We start from the raw sequence: 15,223 nt of genomic DNA on the forward strand, positions 1-15,223 counted from the left end.
CGAGATGATCAAGATACTTCTCTCCCTGGCGCTGGTGGGGTCCGTGCTCACCGCCGCGCCCGATCCCGCGTACCAGGTGCTGGTCTTCTCCAAGACCGCCGAGTTCCGGCACGACGCGATCCCCGCGGGCGTGCAGGCGATCCGCGAGCTGGGCGCGGCGAACAACTTCACCGTCACCGCCACCGAGGACGCCCAGGCCCTCACCAACCTGGGCGCCTACAAGGCCGTGGTCTTCCTCAACACCACCGGCGACGTCCTCAACGACGCCCAGCAGGCCGCCTTCCAGTCCTACGTCGACTCGGGCGGCGGCTACGTGGGCGTGCACGCCGCCGCCGACACGGAGTACGGCTGGCCGTACTACGAGAAGCTCGTCGGCGCCTACTTCCGCAGCCACCCGCACATCCAGCAGGCGACGGTCAGGAACGAGGACCGCTCCCACGCCGCCACCGCCCACCTCGGGCAGGCATGGACGCGCACCGACGAGTGGTACAACTACCGTGCCGGCCCGCGCGCGCAGGTCAAGGTACTGCAGAGCCTCAACGAGGGCAGCTACACCGGCGGCGACATGGGCGACCACCCCATCACCTGGTGCCATCCGCAGGGCCAGGGCCGCTCCTTCTACACCGGGCTCGGCCACACCGTCGAGTCGTACGCGGACCAGAACTTCCGGCGGCTGCTACTCGGCGGCATCCGGTACGCCGCGGGCATGGCCAAGGCCGACTGCCGTCCCGAGACCGGGTACACCACGCTCTACGACGGTTCGACCAGCGGCTGGTCCCAGGCCGGTCCCGGCGCCTTCGCCAACGCCGACGCCACCCTGACCTCCCAGGGCGGCATGGGCCTGCTGTGGTACCAGGCCCGCGAGTTCGGCGCGTACTCGCTCAAGCTGGACTGGAAGCTGACCGGCGACAGCAACTCGGGCGTTTTCCTGGGCTTCCCGCCGTCCGGCGACCCCAACTCCGCCGTCGCCAACGGCTACGAGGTCCAGATCGACGCCACCGACTCCCCCGACCGCACCACCGGCTCGATCTACGGCTTCAAGGCCGCCGACCAGGCCGCCCGCGACGCCGCGCTCAACCCGCCCGGCGAGTGGAACACCTACGAGCTCCTCGTGGAGGGCGAGCGGCTGCAGGTGCTGCTCAACGGCGTGAAGATCAACGACTTCACCAACACCAGCCCGCAGCGCTCGCTGCGCCAGGGCCACATCGGCATCCAGAACCACGGCGCCGCCGACCAGGTGTCCTTCCGCAACATCCGGATCAAGGAGCTCGGCGGCAGCGGCGTAACGGTGGAGGGCGAGTCCTACACCTCCACCGGCGGCGTGCAGATCGCCAACCACCCGCCCGCCAGCGGCGGCCGGACGCTCGGCTACGTCGACAACGGCGACTGGTCGGGCTTCTCGCAGGTCAGCACGGCCGGCGCGACCCGCTTCAGCGCCCGCGTCTCCTCCGGCGGGGCGGGCGGCACCATCCACGTCCGCGCCGGCTCCCAGAGCGGCACGGTGCTCGGCTCAGTCAACGTGCCCAACACCGGCGGGTGGGAGAACTTCCAGAACGTCTCCACCGCGCTCACCGGGACGGCGAGCGGCCCGTTGTTCCTCACCTTCACCGGCGGCGGCGGCGCGCTGCTCGACGTCGACACGCTCACCCTGGAGACCGGCCGGCAGGGCGCGCCCGTCTCCGACAAGGTGCACATCTTCTACTACCCCTGGTACGACGCCAGCCCCTGGCGCCACTGGCAGCAGGGCGGCCAGAACCCGCCCGACAGCATCGGCGCCGACCTCTACCCCGCCCTCGGCCCCTACGACTCCGGTGACTTCACCGGCGCCGTCGCCCAGCACATGAAGTGGATCAAACAGTCGGGCGCGGGCGTGGTCGTGACGAGCTGGTGGGGCCGGGGCAGCTACGAGGACGGCCTGTCGCGCGGCGTCATGGACGCCGCCGCCAAGGAGGGGCTCAAGGTCGCCTGGCACCTGGAGCCGTACGCGGGCCGTACCGCGGCCTCCACCGTGGAGGACATCCGCTACATCAACCAGCAGTACGGCACGCACGCCGCCTTCGACAACGCCTTCTACGTCTTCGAGAGCCTGCGCATCACCGACTGGTCGGCACTGGCGCAGGTCAACCAGGACAACGTCGTCCTCGCCCAGACCACCGACACCTCCAAGATCGCCCACTTCGGCGGCCTGTACACCTACGACGCCATCGCCGGGGCGACGGCTCCCGGCTGGCAGCAGGCGGCCGACTACGCCCGCCGGCACGGCCTCGTCTGGGCCCCCTCGGTCGGGCCCGGCTACATCGACGACCGGGCCGTGCCCGGCAACACGACCCCGACGCTGACCCGCGACAACGGCGCCACCTACGACAAGGAGTGGACCAACGCCCTGAACACCAGGCCCACCTGGGTCTCCATCACCTCGTTCAACGAGTGGCACGAGGGCAGCGTCATCGAGCCCGCGGTGCCGCGCGCCGGGTACCAGAGCTTCGAGGGCGCCTACGGCAGGACCGGCGCCGCCGCCCAGACCGCCTATCTGGACCGGACCCGGCACTGGGTGACCCAGTTCCAGGCCCAGTCCTAGCGGCTACCAGGGAGAGGGCGCCGGGGGCGGCACCACCGGCGGGCGGTCGTCACACGTGATCGTGTTGGGCAGCATCCACGGCGCGAGCCACCCGCCGTCGTTGCCGCCCAGGTCGGCCAGCGCGAACTCCGAGCCGGTCGGCGGAAAGTCGAACGACCCGCAGTTGTTGACGCCCACGGCGCCCACGTTGCGCGCGTCCACGTTCTCGAAGGACGCCGAGCCCTTCACGCGGGCGCTGACCACGGAGGTGCCTGTGCCGTCGACGCGGATGTCCTTGAAGCGCACCCGGTCGATCGTGTACAGGTCCTTCACCGCCCACTCGCTGACCAGCATGATCGCGTTGTGGGTGTTGTCGAGGTAGTGGTCCCCGCTCACCTGGACGTCGGCGTCGATGCTCCGGTCGAGCGCGTAGAGCCAGATGGAGCCGAGCCCGATCTTCCAGTTGAGTTCGAGGGTGCCGGCGCGCACCACGCTGTTGTCCTTGAACAGCAGCCGGCCCGTGAACGGCTCGGCGCCGAAGCGGGAGCCCGCGTGCAGGCCGCTGCCCTCGCGGACCGGGTCGGCGACCAGGTTGCCCTCGACCGTGGTGTCGGCGCCGCCGTAGACGGCGATGCCGTTGGCCAGCGTGGGCGACTGCACGGTGTTGCGGGAGAAGGTGTTGCGGGAGTTGGCGGTCTTCTCCGACCACATCGCCAGCCCGTCGTCGCCGGTGTTGCGGACGAAGTTGCCGGACACGAGCGAGTCGGTGACGCCGGTGTGGAAGTTGAGCGCGTCGGCGATCTGGTCGACGACGATGTTGCCGGTCACCTTGACGTTGCGCATCGGGCCGTCGAACCACAGGCCGACCTTGGTGTGGCGGATGTGCAGCCCCTGGATCGTCGAGTCGCTCATGGCGCCGCCGATGCCGTTGACCTGGTCGGTGTCGATGCGCTCGCGTACGTCGCCCTCGATGGCGAACCCCGACAGGTGCACGTTACGGCTGCCGCCCTCGGCGGCCGGCCTGCCGTAGAAGCCGACGCCGGTATGCACGGAGCCGTCGGGCGACGGTTCCGGCAGCGCGACCTGCCTGCCCCTGATGATCGTGTACCAGTTGCCGGCTCCCTCGATGGTCACCTCGTCCACGATGACGTGGCGGTTGACCTGGTAGACGCCGGGCGGCACGTACACCTTGAGGTTCTCGCGCTTGGCGAAGGCGATGGCCCGGTCGAAGGCGGCGGCCGACTCGCGCCTGCCGGTGGGGTCGGCGCCGAAGGCCAGCACGTTCGCCGCCACCAGCCGCACGTGCGGCGGCCCGACGAGCTCGGAGTCGAGCAGGTCGATGACGGTCCACGCGGCGTTGCCGGCCTGCGGGACGGTGAGCCTGATCCGGTCGCCGGCGCGGTAGGTCCTGCCGAGCAGGAGCCGCTGCTCGTCGTAGAAGTGCGTGGGGCGGAACGGCTTGGCGAAGGTGGGCGCGGGGCTGGTGGCGGACGGGACGCAGGAGCACTCGGTGACCCACCAGTCCGGGTGCAGCAGGTCGGCGCCGGGGTCGTTGGTGAACGGGTACTGGTTGTAGAGCCAGGCGTACTCGGAGGTGAGGGTCATCACCTTCCTGGCCCCGCCGTTCACCGTGACCTCAAGGGGGGCCTTGATGCCGCCGCCGGTCGGGGAGTCGGGGATGCTGTAGCGCACGGTGATCGCGTTGGCGGCCTTCGGGAGCGTGAACTCGACGTGCCGGCCCGGCGTCAGCCGCACGGCCCTGCGGCCCGACGCCTCGGCGGGCAGCGTGTAGGCCGTACGGTCGGGGCCGATGACGGTGCCGTCGGTGGCGGCGTTCTCGGCCTCCTGCTCGGTGAACCTGACGTCGGCGCCGCGGCCGGCGACGAGGGCCGGGCGGGTCGAGCGCGGCCCTGGTCACGACCGGCGCGGTGGCGGCGACCGCGGGGGCAGGGGCCACGAGGACCGTGGCCACGAGTAACAGCGCGGTGAGGAGTCGGGACATCGCGTCCGCCTTTCACGGAGTGCGGGGGGAGAGCCAGACGGCGGTGTCGCCGGGGAGCTCGCCCCCGTCGAGCGGGCCGCTGGCCAGCAGGACCGACCCGTGCGGCGGCAGCCGTACCGGATCGGGACCGAAGTTCACGACGCAGGCCAGGCCCGAGTCGCGGGTGAAGGCCAGCACGTCGGGGCGGCCCTCCAGCCAGCTCAGCGTCCCGTCGCCGAGCCAGTCGCGGCGCAGGCGCAGCGCCGTGCGGTAGAGGGTGAGCATGGAGCCCAGGTCGGCCTCCTGCGCCTCGACGGTGAGCTTGCGCCAGGTCTCCGGCTGGGGCAGCCAGGGGCTGCCGGCGCCGAATCCGAAGGGAGGCTCCTCGCCCGACCACGGCATCGGGACCCGGCAACCGTCGCGGCCCGGCACGGTGTGGCCGGAGCGGCGCCACATCGGGTCCTGGCGCAGCTCGTCCGGGATGTCCTCGACCTCGGGCAGGCCGAGCTCCTCGCCCTGGTAGATGTAGACGCCGCCGGGCAGCGCCATGGCCAGAAGCGCCGCCGCCCTGGCGCGGCGGTAGCCGAGCTCCAGATCGGCGGGCACGCCGTCGCGGCGGTTGCCGTGGTCCCAGGAGGTCTCCGCCCTGCCGTACCTGGTGACCACGCGGGCGACGTCGTGGTTGGACAGCACCCACGTGGGCGGGGCGTCGAGCGGCAGGTGGGTGGCGAGCGTGCGGTCGATGCAGGCGCGCAGCGCCTCCGGCTCCCACGGGCAGGCCAGGAAGTCGAAGTTGAAGGCCGTGTGCAGCTCGTCCGGCCGCAGGTAGCGGGCCATGCGCTCCTGGTCGGGCAGCCACACCTCGCCCACCAGCATGCGGTCGGGGTACTCGTCCGCGATCCGCCGCCAGTCGCGGTAGATGTCGTGCACGCCGTCGATGTCCTCGAAGGCGGTCTCCGACTTCACGAGCAGCGCGGCCGAGTCGATGCGCACGCCGTCCACGCCGCGGTCCAGCCAGAACCGCAGCACCTGGCGGAACTCCTCGTGGACCTCGGGGTTGTCCCAGTTCAGGTCGGGCTGCCCCGGGTCGAACAGGTGCAGGTACCACTGGCCGTCGGGCACCTGCGTCCACGCCGGCCCGCCGAAGATCGACTGCCAGTCGCCCGGCTCGTCGCGGAACCAGAAGCGGTCGCGCTTGGCAGGATCGGCGAGCGCCTCCTGGAACCAGGCGCTGGCGGTCGACCCGTGGTTCGGCACCACGTCGATGATGACCTTGATGTCCAGCGCGTGCGCCTCGCCGATGAGGAGCTCGGCCTCGCCCAGGGTGCCGAAGTCCGGGTGGATGTCGCGGTAGTCGGCGACGTCGTAGCCGCCGTCGGCCATGGGCGAGGGGTACCAGGGGGTGAGCCAGATCGCGTTGACACCCAGGTCCTTCAGGTACGGCAGGCGGGCCCGCAGGCCGCCGAGGTCGCCGATCCCGTCACCGTTGCCGTCGGCGAAGCTGCGCGGGTAGACCTGGTAGATCGCGGCTCCCCGCCACCACGTCTGAGGCATGCTAAAACACAACTCCTTGCGTTGTCAGAGCTCAGCCCTTCAGGCTGCCTGCGGTGAGACCGGCCATGATGTGCCGCTGGAAGATGAAGAAGACGATGATCGTCGGGATGCTGGCGATGACGAGCGAGGCGATCAGCACGTTCTGCGGCATCTGGCTCGACAGCGAGGCGATGCCGATGCTGACCGACATCTTCTCGGGGTCCTGCAGCACCAGCAGCGGCCAGACGAAGTCGCGCCAGACGTTGACCACGGTGAGGATGGAGACCACGCCGAGGATGGGCCGCGAGACCGGGACGACCACCGACCACAGGATGCGGCCGGGCGAGGCGCCGTCGATCTCGGCCGCCTCCAGCAGCTCCCTGGGGATGGAGTCGAAGAACCGCTTGAGCAGGAAGATGTTGAAGCCGTTGGCGGCGGCGGGCAGCCAGATCGCCCAGGGGGTGTTCAGCAGGTCCCAGCCCAGCAGCGGCAGGTCCTTGACGGTCAGGTACGCCGGCAACATGATCACCATGGGCGGGATCATGAGCGTGGCCAGCATCAGGCCGAGGACGAGCCTGCCCAGGGCGGGACGCAGCTTGGACAGCGCGTAGGCGGCGGTCACGTCGAGGGCCAGGGTGAACAGCCAGGCGCCGCCGGCGTACAGGGCGGTGTTGCCCATCAGCAGCTTCAGGTCCATGATCTCCCACGCCTCGGCGAAGGCCTCCAGGCCGAAGCGCGAGGGGAGGAACGTGGGCGGGATCGCCACCAGTTCCTCGGTGGTCTTCATCGCTCCCGTGATCATCCAGTAGAGCGGGAAGACGAACGCGGCGGTGAAGCTGATCACGACGAAGCCCAGGACGAGCCAGTAGACGCGGCGTCCCCAGCGCGAGTTGAGCTGGTGCGGCGAGACGACCGTGCGGATGTCGCTGTGGATCGTCCTGCGGGGCCGTGGCCGTTTGCCGCCCCGGTGGCCGGTCGCCGGCCGTTCCAGAAGCGTGGTCATGACCTGTTCTCCCTCGACACGCGCAGGTAGATGGTGGAGAACACGAGCAGGACGATCATGAGCATCACACCGAGCGCGTTGCCGCCGTTGATGTTGCCGAAGTTGAAGGCGTACTGGTACATGAGGTAGACCACGGTGACCGTGGAGTTCTCCGGGCCGCCGCCGGTCAGCAGGAAGGGCTCGATGAACACCTGCATCGTGGCGATCACCTGCAGCAGCAGCATGACCAGGAGGATGAGCTTGGTCTGCGGGATCGTGACGTGCCAGATGCGCTGGAAGATGCCCGCGCCGTCCAGTTCGGCCGCCTCGTACAGCTCGCCCGGGATGGTCTGCAGCGCGGCGAGGTAGATCAGCGTTCCGGAGCCCAGGTTCATCCACGTGGAGACGATCACCAGGGAGACCAGCGCGGTGTCGGTGGAGTTGAGCCAGCCCAGGGCGGGCAGGTTCAGCCCGCCGAGGATGGTGTTGAACAGGCCCGTCTCCGGCTCGTAGAACCACTGGAAGAGCAGCACGCCGACCGCGGGCGGCAGCATCACCGGGAGGTAGACCACGAAGCGCAGGTAGGCCCGGCAGTGGCGGAGCTCGTTCAGGACGATGGCGACGACGAACGGCACGCCGTACCCGATGACCAGCGCGAGCGCGGTGAACGTCACGGTGTTCAGCCAGGCCGGGGCGAACGCCGAGTCCGCGAAGACGGTGCGGAAGTTCTCCAGGCCCACCCACACCGGCGGGTCGACGAAGTTCGTCTGCTGGAAGCTGAGGATGATCTCCCAGACCATCGGGTACCAGGAGAAGAACGCGAAGCAGATCAGCGCCCCGCTGAGGAAGCCGTAGGCCGTGATGTTGCGTCTGATCGCGCGGCCGCGTTGGGCTCTTCTGATGGTGAGTGTCGTCATCGTTGATCCGATCCGGGTGCTCGGCTGCCCGGAGCCCGGGGTGCGGGCTCCAGGCAGCGTGCCGTCAGGTCAGCCCTTCTTGCTCAGCAGGGCGTTGACCTTCGCCTCGGCGTCGGCGAGCAACTGGTCGATGTTGGCGTCCTGCCTGGTCAGCACGGCCGACATCGGGGTGTCGAGGATGGCGTAGATCTCCTGGGCGTACGGGCCCGGCTCCGGCTTGGGCGCGATGCCCTTCGAGCCCTCCACCCACTTGGCGAACTGGGCCAGGTCGATGTTGGCGTTGGCGGCGCGCAGGTCGGCGACGGCCTTGCCGGACTCGGTGTCGGCTCCGTACAGGTCCGGGTACGGCTGGCCGACAGTCAGGTCGGCGCCCTTGGCGCGTACGTAGTCGAGCTGGCCCTTGCCCGGGGTCAGGAACTCGTACTCGATCCACTTCAGGCCGGCCTTGATCTGCTCGGGCGTGGCCTTCGGGTTGATCATGTAGCCGGCGCCGCCGTTGAACAGCGCCTTGGCCTCGGGCACGGAGGTGACCGCGTAGTTCTCGAACTTGGCCTTGAAGTCGTTGCGCAGGCCGATCAGCACGTCGGGCGCGCCGAGCATCATGCCCATCTTGCCGCCGGCCATGGCGCGCATCAGCGCCGGCCACTCGTTGTACAGGCGCGAGCCGGTGCTCTTGTCGGTCCAGCGCATCTGCTTGAGGAAGTCGAGCACGGCCTTGCCCTCGGGCGAGTTGAAGGCCGCGGACTTGCCGTCGGGGGCCAGGATGTCGCCGCCGCGGGCATAGAGGGAGGCGGTGAAGTGCCAGCCGCCGGTGTTGCCGCCGGAGTACTCGCCGAAGCCGACGTAGCCGGGGCCGAGCGCGGCGACGGCCTTGGCGGCGGCCTGGACCTCGGCCCAGGTCTTGGGCGGGTTGTTCGGGTCCAGCCCGGCCTTGGTGAAGACGTCCTTGTTGTAGACCAGGCCCATGCCGTAGCCGTCGGTGGGCAGGCCGTAGACCTTGCCGTCCTTCTTGAACAGGTCGATCGCCTGGTTGTAGTCCTTGTAGGTGGTGAGCGAGTCGAGGTAGGGCGTGAGGTCGGCCGCCTGGCCGGACTCGATGAGGCGTCCCACGTTGGGGAAGTTCACGTAGAAGACGGTTTCGAGCTGGCCGCCCGCCAGCTTGGCCTCGAAGGTCCGCGGCTCGTAGCAGGGGAAGGCGTCGACCGCCTTCTCGATCTTGATGTTCGGGTTGAGCTGCTGGAACGCGTCGACGTCCTGCTGGAAGGTGGCGCGTTGCGCGGTGTTCGTCTTCGGCGGCATGCAGTTGATCGAGATCGACACCGGCGCCGCGGACGCCGCCGAGCCCGATGCGGTGGCCGCCGCGCTGGACTGGGGCGGGGCGCCGCCGGAGCCGCACGCTGCGAGGCTGAGTGCGAGTCCTGCGCCGAGCACGATCGCGATGGGACGGGCTTTCATGGGTGGGTTACCTCCTGGACGGTCCCCGACCGACGAGGCTCAAAAGTCGGACCCGGCTTCGCGAGCCGATTGCGAGGAACATACTGCGCCACACAGATCGCAGCAAGAGTTCGGCAACAACTCCGCAAAAAAGTGACAAGCCCGCGATACAACGACGGCCCGGCCCCCTCCGGGAGAGGAGCGCCGGGCCGGGAGAAGGGGCGTCAGGCGCGCACCTTCAGCGGGGCGGTGGAGCCGCGCACGACGAGCTCCGGCTCGAACAGCAGCTCCTCGACCGATCCCGCGGTGCCGTCGACCTGGTTGACCAGCAGGGTGACGGCGGTGCGCCCGATGGCCTCGATGGGCTGGCGGACCGTGGTCAGCGGGGGGTTGGTGCAGTTCATGAAGGCGGAGTCGTCGAAGCCCACCACGGAGACGTCGTCGGGGACCGACATCCCGAGCCGCCGCACCGCCCGCACCGCCCCGAGGGCGAGCACGTCGCTGGCGCAGATGATCCCGGTGATCCCCTTCTTGACCAGCCTGGTCGTCACGGCCTGCCCGCCCTCCAGGGAGAACAGCCCGCGCTCCACCGCCTCGGGGTCGAACACCATGCCCGCCTTGGCGGTCTCGGCCTGGAACGCCTCCAGCTTGCGGCGCGAGGGCATGTGGTCCTCGGGCCCGAGCACCATCCCGATCCGGTCGTGGCCCAGCGAGGCGAGGTGGCCGAAGGCCTGCTCCACCGCCACGACGTCGTCGGTGGAGACGCGGGGGAAGGCCAGCCCCTCGGTGGCGGCGTTGATCAGCACCACGGGCAGCCGCACGTCGAGCAGCCGGTAGTAGTGCTCGTGCGGCGCGTCGGACTCGGCGTAGTGGCCGCCGGCGAACACGACGCCGGAGACGTGCTGGTCGAGCAGCATCTCGATGTAGTCGGACTCCGACAGGCCGCCCGCCGTACGGGTGCAGAGCACGGGGGTGAAGCCGCGCTGCGCCAGCGCGCCGCCGAGCACCTCGGCCAGCGCGGGGAAGATGGGGTTGCCCAGCTCGGGCAGGACCAGGCCGACCAGCCGGGCCCGCTCGCCGCGCAACTGGGTCGGCCGCTCGTAACCCAGCACGTCCAGCGCCGTGAGAACGGAGGCCCGTGTCGCCTCCGACACCCCGGGCTTGCCGTTGAGCACGCGGCTGACGGTCGCCTCGCTGACGCCGACCTTCTTGGCGACCTCCGCGAGGCGGCGCGTGGTGGACCGGCTTGACGTCGGGTTTTCAGTCACGTTGCAAGCATAGAGCGAAAGTCACTCAAACGGCTTGCGAAGTATCGGGAAGCAGAGTCGTGCTTGCACCACTCGATTGCCTTCGATCCGTAATCTAGTCGTTACATTTCATCACTCAGTCGAAATATTGCAGAGATCTGCTCGGCAACTTAATGTGTGGGCAGTCAGCCGGGCAGAAGCGGTCCGAGCGTCCCTGACCGAGAGCCCCCCATCACGGACAGAGGAAGCGATGACAAGCAAGCATGTGGCCTTACGCCTGCTCGCCGCAGTGCTCGCGGCGAGTTGCGTCGTCCTCGGCCTGGTGGCCGTCCCCGCCTCGGCCGCCGGCGGCCCCAACCTCGCGGCGGGCCGTACCGCCACCGCGAGCAGCAGCGTCAACGGCAACGTCGCCTCGAACATCACCGACGGCAACCCCGGCTCCTACTGGGAGGGCACCAACCACGCCTTTCCCCAGTGGGCCCAGGTGGATCTCGGCACGAGCGTCGGCATCGACCAGGTCGTGCTGAAGCTCCCGCCAAGCTGGGGCGCCAGAAATCAGACGCTGTCGGTGCAGGGCAGCGCGGACGGCACCGGCTTCTCCACGATCGTGAACTCCGCCTCCCACGCCTTCGCCCCCAGCGCGACGATCAACTTCCCCGCCACCGTCACCCGATTCGTGCGGATCGCCATCACCGCCAACACCGGCTGGCCCGCCGGACAACTGTCCGAGCTGGAGGTCTACGGCGCAAGCACCTCCTCCGACAACCTGGCCGAGGGCAAGACGATGAGCGCCGGCAGCACCGTCAACGGCTACGTCGCGGCCAACGCCAACGACGGCAACCAGGCCACCTACTGGGAGAGCGCCAACCACGCCTTTCCGCAGTGGATCCAGGTCGACCTGGGCGCTGCCGTGAGCGTGAACAGGCTCGTCCTGAAGCTGCCCGCCTCGTGGGGCGCCAGGACGCAGACGATCACGGTCAGAGGCAGCACGAACGGCTCCGCCTTCACCGACCTGGTCCCCTCGACCGGCTACTCCTTCAATCCGGTCGCGACCATCTCCTTCAACGCCGCCACCACGCGCTACCTCCGCCTGCACATCACCGCCAACACCGGCTGGCCCGCCGGACAACTGTCGGAGTTCGAGGTGTACGGCCCGGCCACCGGCGACACCCAGCCGCCCAGCGCCCCCGCGAACCTGGCCTACGCCCAGCCCGTCTCCGGCCAGATCCGCCTGACCTGGAACGCCTCCACCGACAACGTCGGCGTCACCGGCTACGACGTCTACGCCAACGGCGCCCTGCTGACCTCCGTCACCGGCACCAGCCACGTCGACCAACGCCCCGACAGCGAGACGGTCTCCTACCACGTCAAGGCCAGGGACGCCGCGGGCAACCAGTCCCCGGCCAGCAACACCGTCACGCGCCAGGGCCAGGGCGGTGACACCCAGCCGCCCACCGCGCCCGCCAACCTCGCCTACACCCAGCCCGCCCCTGGGCAGATCCGCCTGACCTGGAACGCCTCCACCGACAACGTCGGCGTCACCGGCTACGAGGTGTACGCCAACGGCGCGCTGCGCACGACCGTGACCGGCACCACCCACACCGACAACCAGCCGGACAGCGCGACGGTGACCTACCACGTCAAGGCCAAGGACGCCGCGGGCAACCTGTCGGCCCAGAGCAACACCGTGACGCGCCAGGGCAGCGGCGACGGCACGAACCTCGCGGCGGGCAAGGAGGTCACCGCCTCCGGCCACGTGCACACCTTCGTCGCCGCCCACGCGGTCGACGGCGACCTGAACACCTACTGGGAGGCCAACTCCGGCGCCTTCCCCAACACCCTCACCGTGAAGCTGGGCGCCAACGCCGCCCTCAACCGGGTCGTGCTCAAGCTCAACCCGTCGAGCGCCTGGGGCACCCGTACCCAGAACATCCAGATCCTCGGCCGCGACCAGGGCTCCTCGTCCTTCACCAGCCTGGTCGGCGCCGCCAACCACACCTTCGACCCCGCGACGGGCAACAGCGTCAGCATCCCGGTCCCGGCCACGGCGGCGGACGTGCAGCTCAGGTTCGCGAGCAACACCGGCGCGCCCGGCGGCCAGGTCGCCGAGTTCCAGGTCTTCGGCACCCCGGCGCCCAACCCGGACCTCGTCGTCACCGCCGCGTCCTGGACCCCCGCCTCGCCGGTGGAGACCGACGCGATCACCCTGTCGGCCACGGTGAAGAACCAGGGCACCGCGGGCTCAGTCGCGACCGGCGTCAATCTCTACCTGGGTGACACCAAGGCCGGCACCGCCGCCGTCGGCGCTCTGGCGGCCGGGGCGTCGGCCACCGTGACGGCCGGCATCGGCCCGCGCGACGCCGGCTCCTACCAGGTGAGCGCCAAGGTGGACGAGGACAACGGCGTCATCGAGCAGAACGAGGGCAACAACTCCTTCACCGCGCCCGGCTCGCTGACCGTCCGCCCCGTGGACAGCTCCGACCTGGTCCCGGTCCTGAGCTGGACGCCCGGCAACCCGGCGAGCGGCGCCACCGTCACCTTCTCGGTGGCGCTGAAGAACCAGGGCACGGTGGCCTCCGCGAGCGGCGCCCACCCCATCACCGTGACCGTGCTCAACGACACCGGCGGCACGGTGAAGACCCTGAACGCCACGCACAACGGCGCCATCGCCGCGGGCGCCACCACCGCGCCGGTCGGCCTCGGCACCTGGACCGCGGCGGGCGGCCGCTTCACCGTCCGGGCCGTCGTCGCCGACGACGCCAATGAGCTGCCGGTCAAGCGCGCCAACAACACCGTCAGCCGGTCGCTGTTCGTCGGGCGCGGCGCCAACATGCCCTACGACCACCTCGAAGCCGAGGACGCCGTGACCGGCGGCGGCGCCACGACCGTCGGCCCCAACCGCACCATCGGCGACCTGGGCGGCGAGGCTTCGGGCAGAAGGGCGGTGACGCTGAACGGCACCGGCGCCTTCGTCGAGTTCACCACCAAGGCGCAGACCAACACGCTGGTCACCCGCTTCTCCATCCCGGACTCCCCCGGCGGCGGCATCAGCTCGACCCTGAACGTCTACGTCAACGGCGCCTTCCACAAGGCGCTCAACCTCAGCTCCAAGCACATGTGGCTCTACGGCGCCGAGGCCAGCCCGAACAACTCCCCCGGATCAGGCGCCCAGCGGCACATCTACGACGAGGCGAACCTGATGCTCGACGCCTCCTTCCCGCCCGGCACCAAGATCAAGCTGCAGAAGGACGCGGCCAACACCACCACCTACGCGATCGACTTCGTCGACACCGAGCAGGTCGCGCCGATCGCCAACCCCGACCCGGCCAAGTACGTCGTGCCCAACGGCTTCACCCACCAGGACGTCCAGGCCGCGCTGGACAAGGCCCGCATGGAGAGCGGCTGGGAGGGCGTCTACCTGCCCGCGGGCAACTACCAGACCTCCCAGAAGTTCAACGTGTACGGCAAGGCCGTCAAGGTGGTCGGCGCCGGCCCCTGGTTCACCCGGTTCTACGCGCCCACCAACCAGGAGAACACCGACCTCGGGTTCGACGTGCCGGCCTCCGCCAACGGCACGCGCTTCGCCGGCTTCGCGGTCTTCGGCAACTACACCTCGCGCCAGGACGGCCCCGGCAAGGTGTTCAACCTGACCGGCGTCAGCGACATCACGATCGACAACCTCTGGATCGAGCACCAGATGGTCATGGTCTGGGGCACGAACCTGCAGAACGTCACGGTCACCAACAGCCGGGTCCGCGACCTGTTCGCCGACGCGATCAACTTCACCAACAACAGCGACAACAACGTCGTGCGCAACGTCGACGCCCGCACGACGGGAGACGACGCCTTCGCCCTGTTCAACGCCGTGGACATCGTCCAGGGCGACAACACGGGCAACGTCTTCGAGAACCTGTCGGCCACGCTTCCCTGGCGGGCCGCGGGCATCGCGGTCTACGGCGGCTTCGACAACGTCTTCCGCAACATCTACATCGCCGACACCCTCACCTACTCCGGCATCACGATCAGCTCGCTGGACTTCGGCTACGCCTTCCGCGGCTTCGGGACCACCCCGACGCGGTTCGAGAACATCTCGATCGTGCGCTGCGGCGGCCATTTCTGGGGGGCGCAGACCTTCCCGGGGATCTGGCTCTTCTCCGCCTCCAAGGAGTTCCGCGGCATCCGGGTGAACGACGTGGACATCGTCGATCCGACGTACCACGGGATCATGTTCCAGACGAAGTACACCGGCGGCCAGCCCGAGAACCCGGTCACCGACACGATCCTCACCAACGTCTCGATCTCCGGCGCGCGCAAGAGCGGTGACGCCTTCGACGCCAAGTCCGGGTTCGGGATCTGGGCCAACGAGCTGCCCGAGCCGGGTCAGGGCCCGGCGGTCGGCTCGGCCACCTTCAACAACCTGACGCTGACCAACAACCACCAGGACATCAGGAACACGACGACCACGTTCACGATCAACAGGAACTGACACGGACCGGGTGCCCGGCGGGAGGAGGACGCACCCTCGCCGGGCATCCTCATTGACTTTTAGTTTGGACAGTGAACAAATAAGGG

At 69.5% G+C, this 15,223-nt stretch carries 9 protein-coding genes; 3 read left to right on the plus strand and 6 right to left on the minus strand.

The window, feature by feature from the left end; translation table 11 throughout:
* Positions 1 to 4 precede the first annotated feature (4 nt).
* Positions 5 to 2,578: a ThuA domain-containing protein gene (locus ACIBEJ_RS36710; RefSeq protein WP_397187532.1), complete on the plus strand. Its 2,574-nt coding sequence runs from the start codon at positions 5 to 7 to the stop codon at positions 2,576 to 2,578.
* Positions 2,579 to 2,581: 3 nt separating this feature from the next.
* On the opposite strand, the gene ACIBEJ_RS36715 is transcribed toward ACIBEJ_RS36710, so the two are convergent.
* Positions 2,582 to 4,369, minus strand: a complete 1,788-nt coding sequence (locus ACIBEJ_RS36715) for a glycosyl hydrolase family 28-related protein (protein ID WP_397187894.1) — start codon at positions 4,367 to 4,369, stop codon at positions 2,582 to 2,584.
* On the opposite strand from ACIBEJ_RS36715, the gene ACIBEJ_RS36720 reads away from it, so the two are divergent.
* Positions 4,368 to 4,535 carry a hypothetical protein gene (locus tag ACIBEJ_RS36720; protein ID WP_397187533.1) on the plus strand — a complete coding sequence of 56 codons (168 nt, stop codon included), beginning with the start codon at positions 4,368 to 4,370 and terminating at the stop codon, positions 4,533 to 4,535. The genes ACIBEJ_RS36715 and ACIBEJ_RS36720 overlap by 2 nt on opposite strands.
* A 36-nt stretch (positions 4,536 to 4,571) precedes the next feature.
* Here ACIBEJ_RS36720 and ACIBEJ_RS36725 read toward each other — a convergent pair whose 3' ends face one another.
* The 5 genes from ACIBEJ_RS36725 to ACIBEJ_RS36745 form a co-directional block, all read right to left on the minus strand.
* The gene (locus ACIBEJ_RS36725) at positions 4,572 to 6,092 is read right to left on the minus strand and encodes a glycoside hydrolase family 13 protein (RefSeq protein ID WP_397187534.1); all 1,521 of its coding nucleotides are present in this window, start codon (positions 6,090 to 6,092) and stop codon (positions 4,572 to 4,574) included.
* Between the two features lie 31 nt (positions 6,093 to 6,123).
* Positions 6,124 to 7,074 carry a carbohydrate ABC transporter permease gene (locus ACIBEJ_RS36730; protein ID WP_397187535.1) on the minus strand — a complete coding sequence of 317 codons (951 nt, stop codon included), beginning with the start codon at positions 7,072 to 7,074 and terminating at the stop codon, positions 6,124 to 6,126.
* Positions 7,071 to 7,970 (minus strand): carbohydrate ABC transporter permease, encoded by a 900-nt coding sequence (locus ACIBEJ_RS36735; RefSeq protein ID WP_397187536.1) that lies wholly within the window; start codon positions 7,968 to 7,970, stop codon positions 7,071 to 7,073. Before ACIBEJ_RS36735 ends, ACIBEJ_RS36730 begins: the two co-directional genes overlap by 4 nt.
* Before the next feature lie 69 nt (positions 7,971 to 8,039).
* Entirely contained in the window at positions 8,040 to 9,425 is a 1,386-nt protein-coding gene (locus ACIBEJ_RS36740) for an extracellular solute-binding protein (protein WP_397187537.1), read from the minus strand.
* Between the two features lie 203 nt (positions 9,426 to 9,628).
* On the minus strand, positions 9,629 to 10,672 hold the full coding sequence (locus ACIBEJ_RS36745; RefSeq protein ID WP_397187538.1) for a LacI family DNA-binding transcriptional regulator: 1,044 nt from the start codon (positions 10,670 to 10,672) through the stop codon (positions 9,629 to 9,631).
* A gap of 229 nt (positions 10,673 to 10,901) precedes the next feature.
* On the opposite strand from ACIBEJ_RS36745, the gene ACIBEJ_RS36750 reads away from it, so the two are divergent.
* Entirely contained in the window at positions 10,902 to 15,137 is a 4,236-nt protein-coding gene (locus ACIBEJ_RS36750) for a discoidin domain-containing protein (protein ID WP_397187539.1), read from the plus strand.
* The last annotated feature ends 86 nt before the right edge of the window (positions 15,138 to 15,223 follow it).

The organism is Nonomuraea sp. NPDC050790, assembly GCF_044456745.1.
In the GTDB taxonomy this organism is placed as follows: Bacteria; Actinomycetota; Actinomycetes; order Streptosporangiales; family Streptosporangiaceae; genus Nonomuraea.

Coding starts and splice junctions, on each gene's coding strand:
- ACIBEJ_RS36725 (WP_397187534.1), bottom strand. CDS start 6,092: ATGCCTCAGACGTGGTGGCGGGGAGCCGCGATCTACCAGGTCTACCCG.
- ACIBEJ_RS36740 (WP_397187537.1), bottom strand. CDS start 9,425: ATGAAAGCCCGTCCCATCGCGATCGTGCTCGGCGCAGGACTCGCACTC.
- ACIBEJ_RS36720 (WP_397187533.1), top strand. CDS start 4,368: ATGACGGTGCCGTCGGTGGCGGCGTTCTCGGCCTCCTGCTCGGTGAAC.
- ACIBEJ_RS36730 (WP_397187535.1), bottom strand. CDS start 7,074: ATGACCACGCTTCTGGAACGGCCGGCGACCGGCCACCGGGGCGGCAAA.
- ACIBEJ_RS36735 (WP_397187536.1), bottom strand. CDS start 7,970: ATGACGACACTCACCATCAGAAGAGCCCAACGCGGCCGCGCGATCAGA.
- ACIBEJ_RS36750 (WP_397187539.1), top strand. CDS start 10,902: ATGACAAGCAAGCATGTGGCCTTACGCCTGCTCGCCGCAGTGCTCGCG.
- ACIBEJ_RS36710 (WP_397187532.1), top strand. CDS start 5: ATGATCAAGATACTTCTCTCCCTGGCGCTGGTGGGGTCCGTGCTCACC.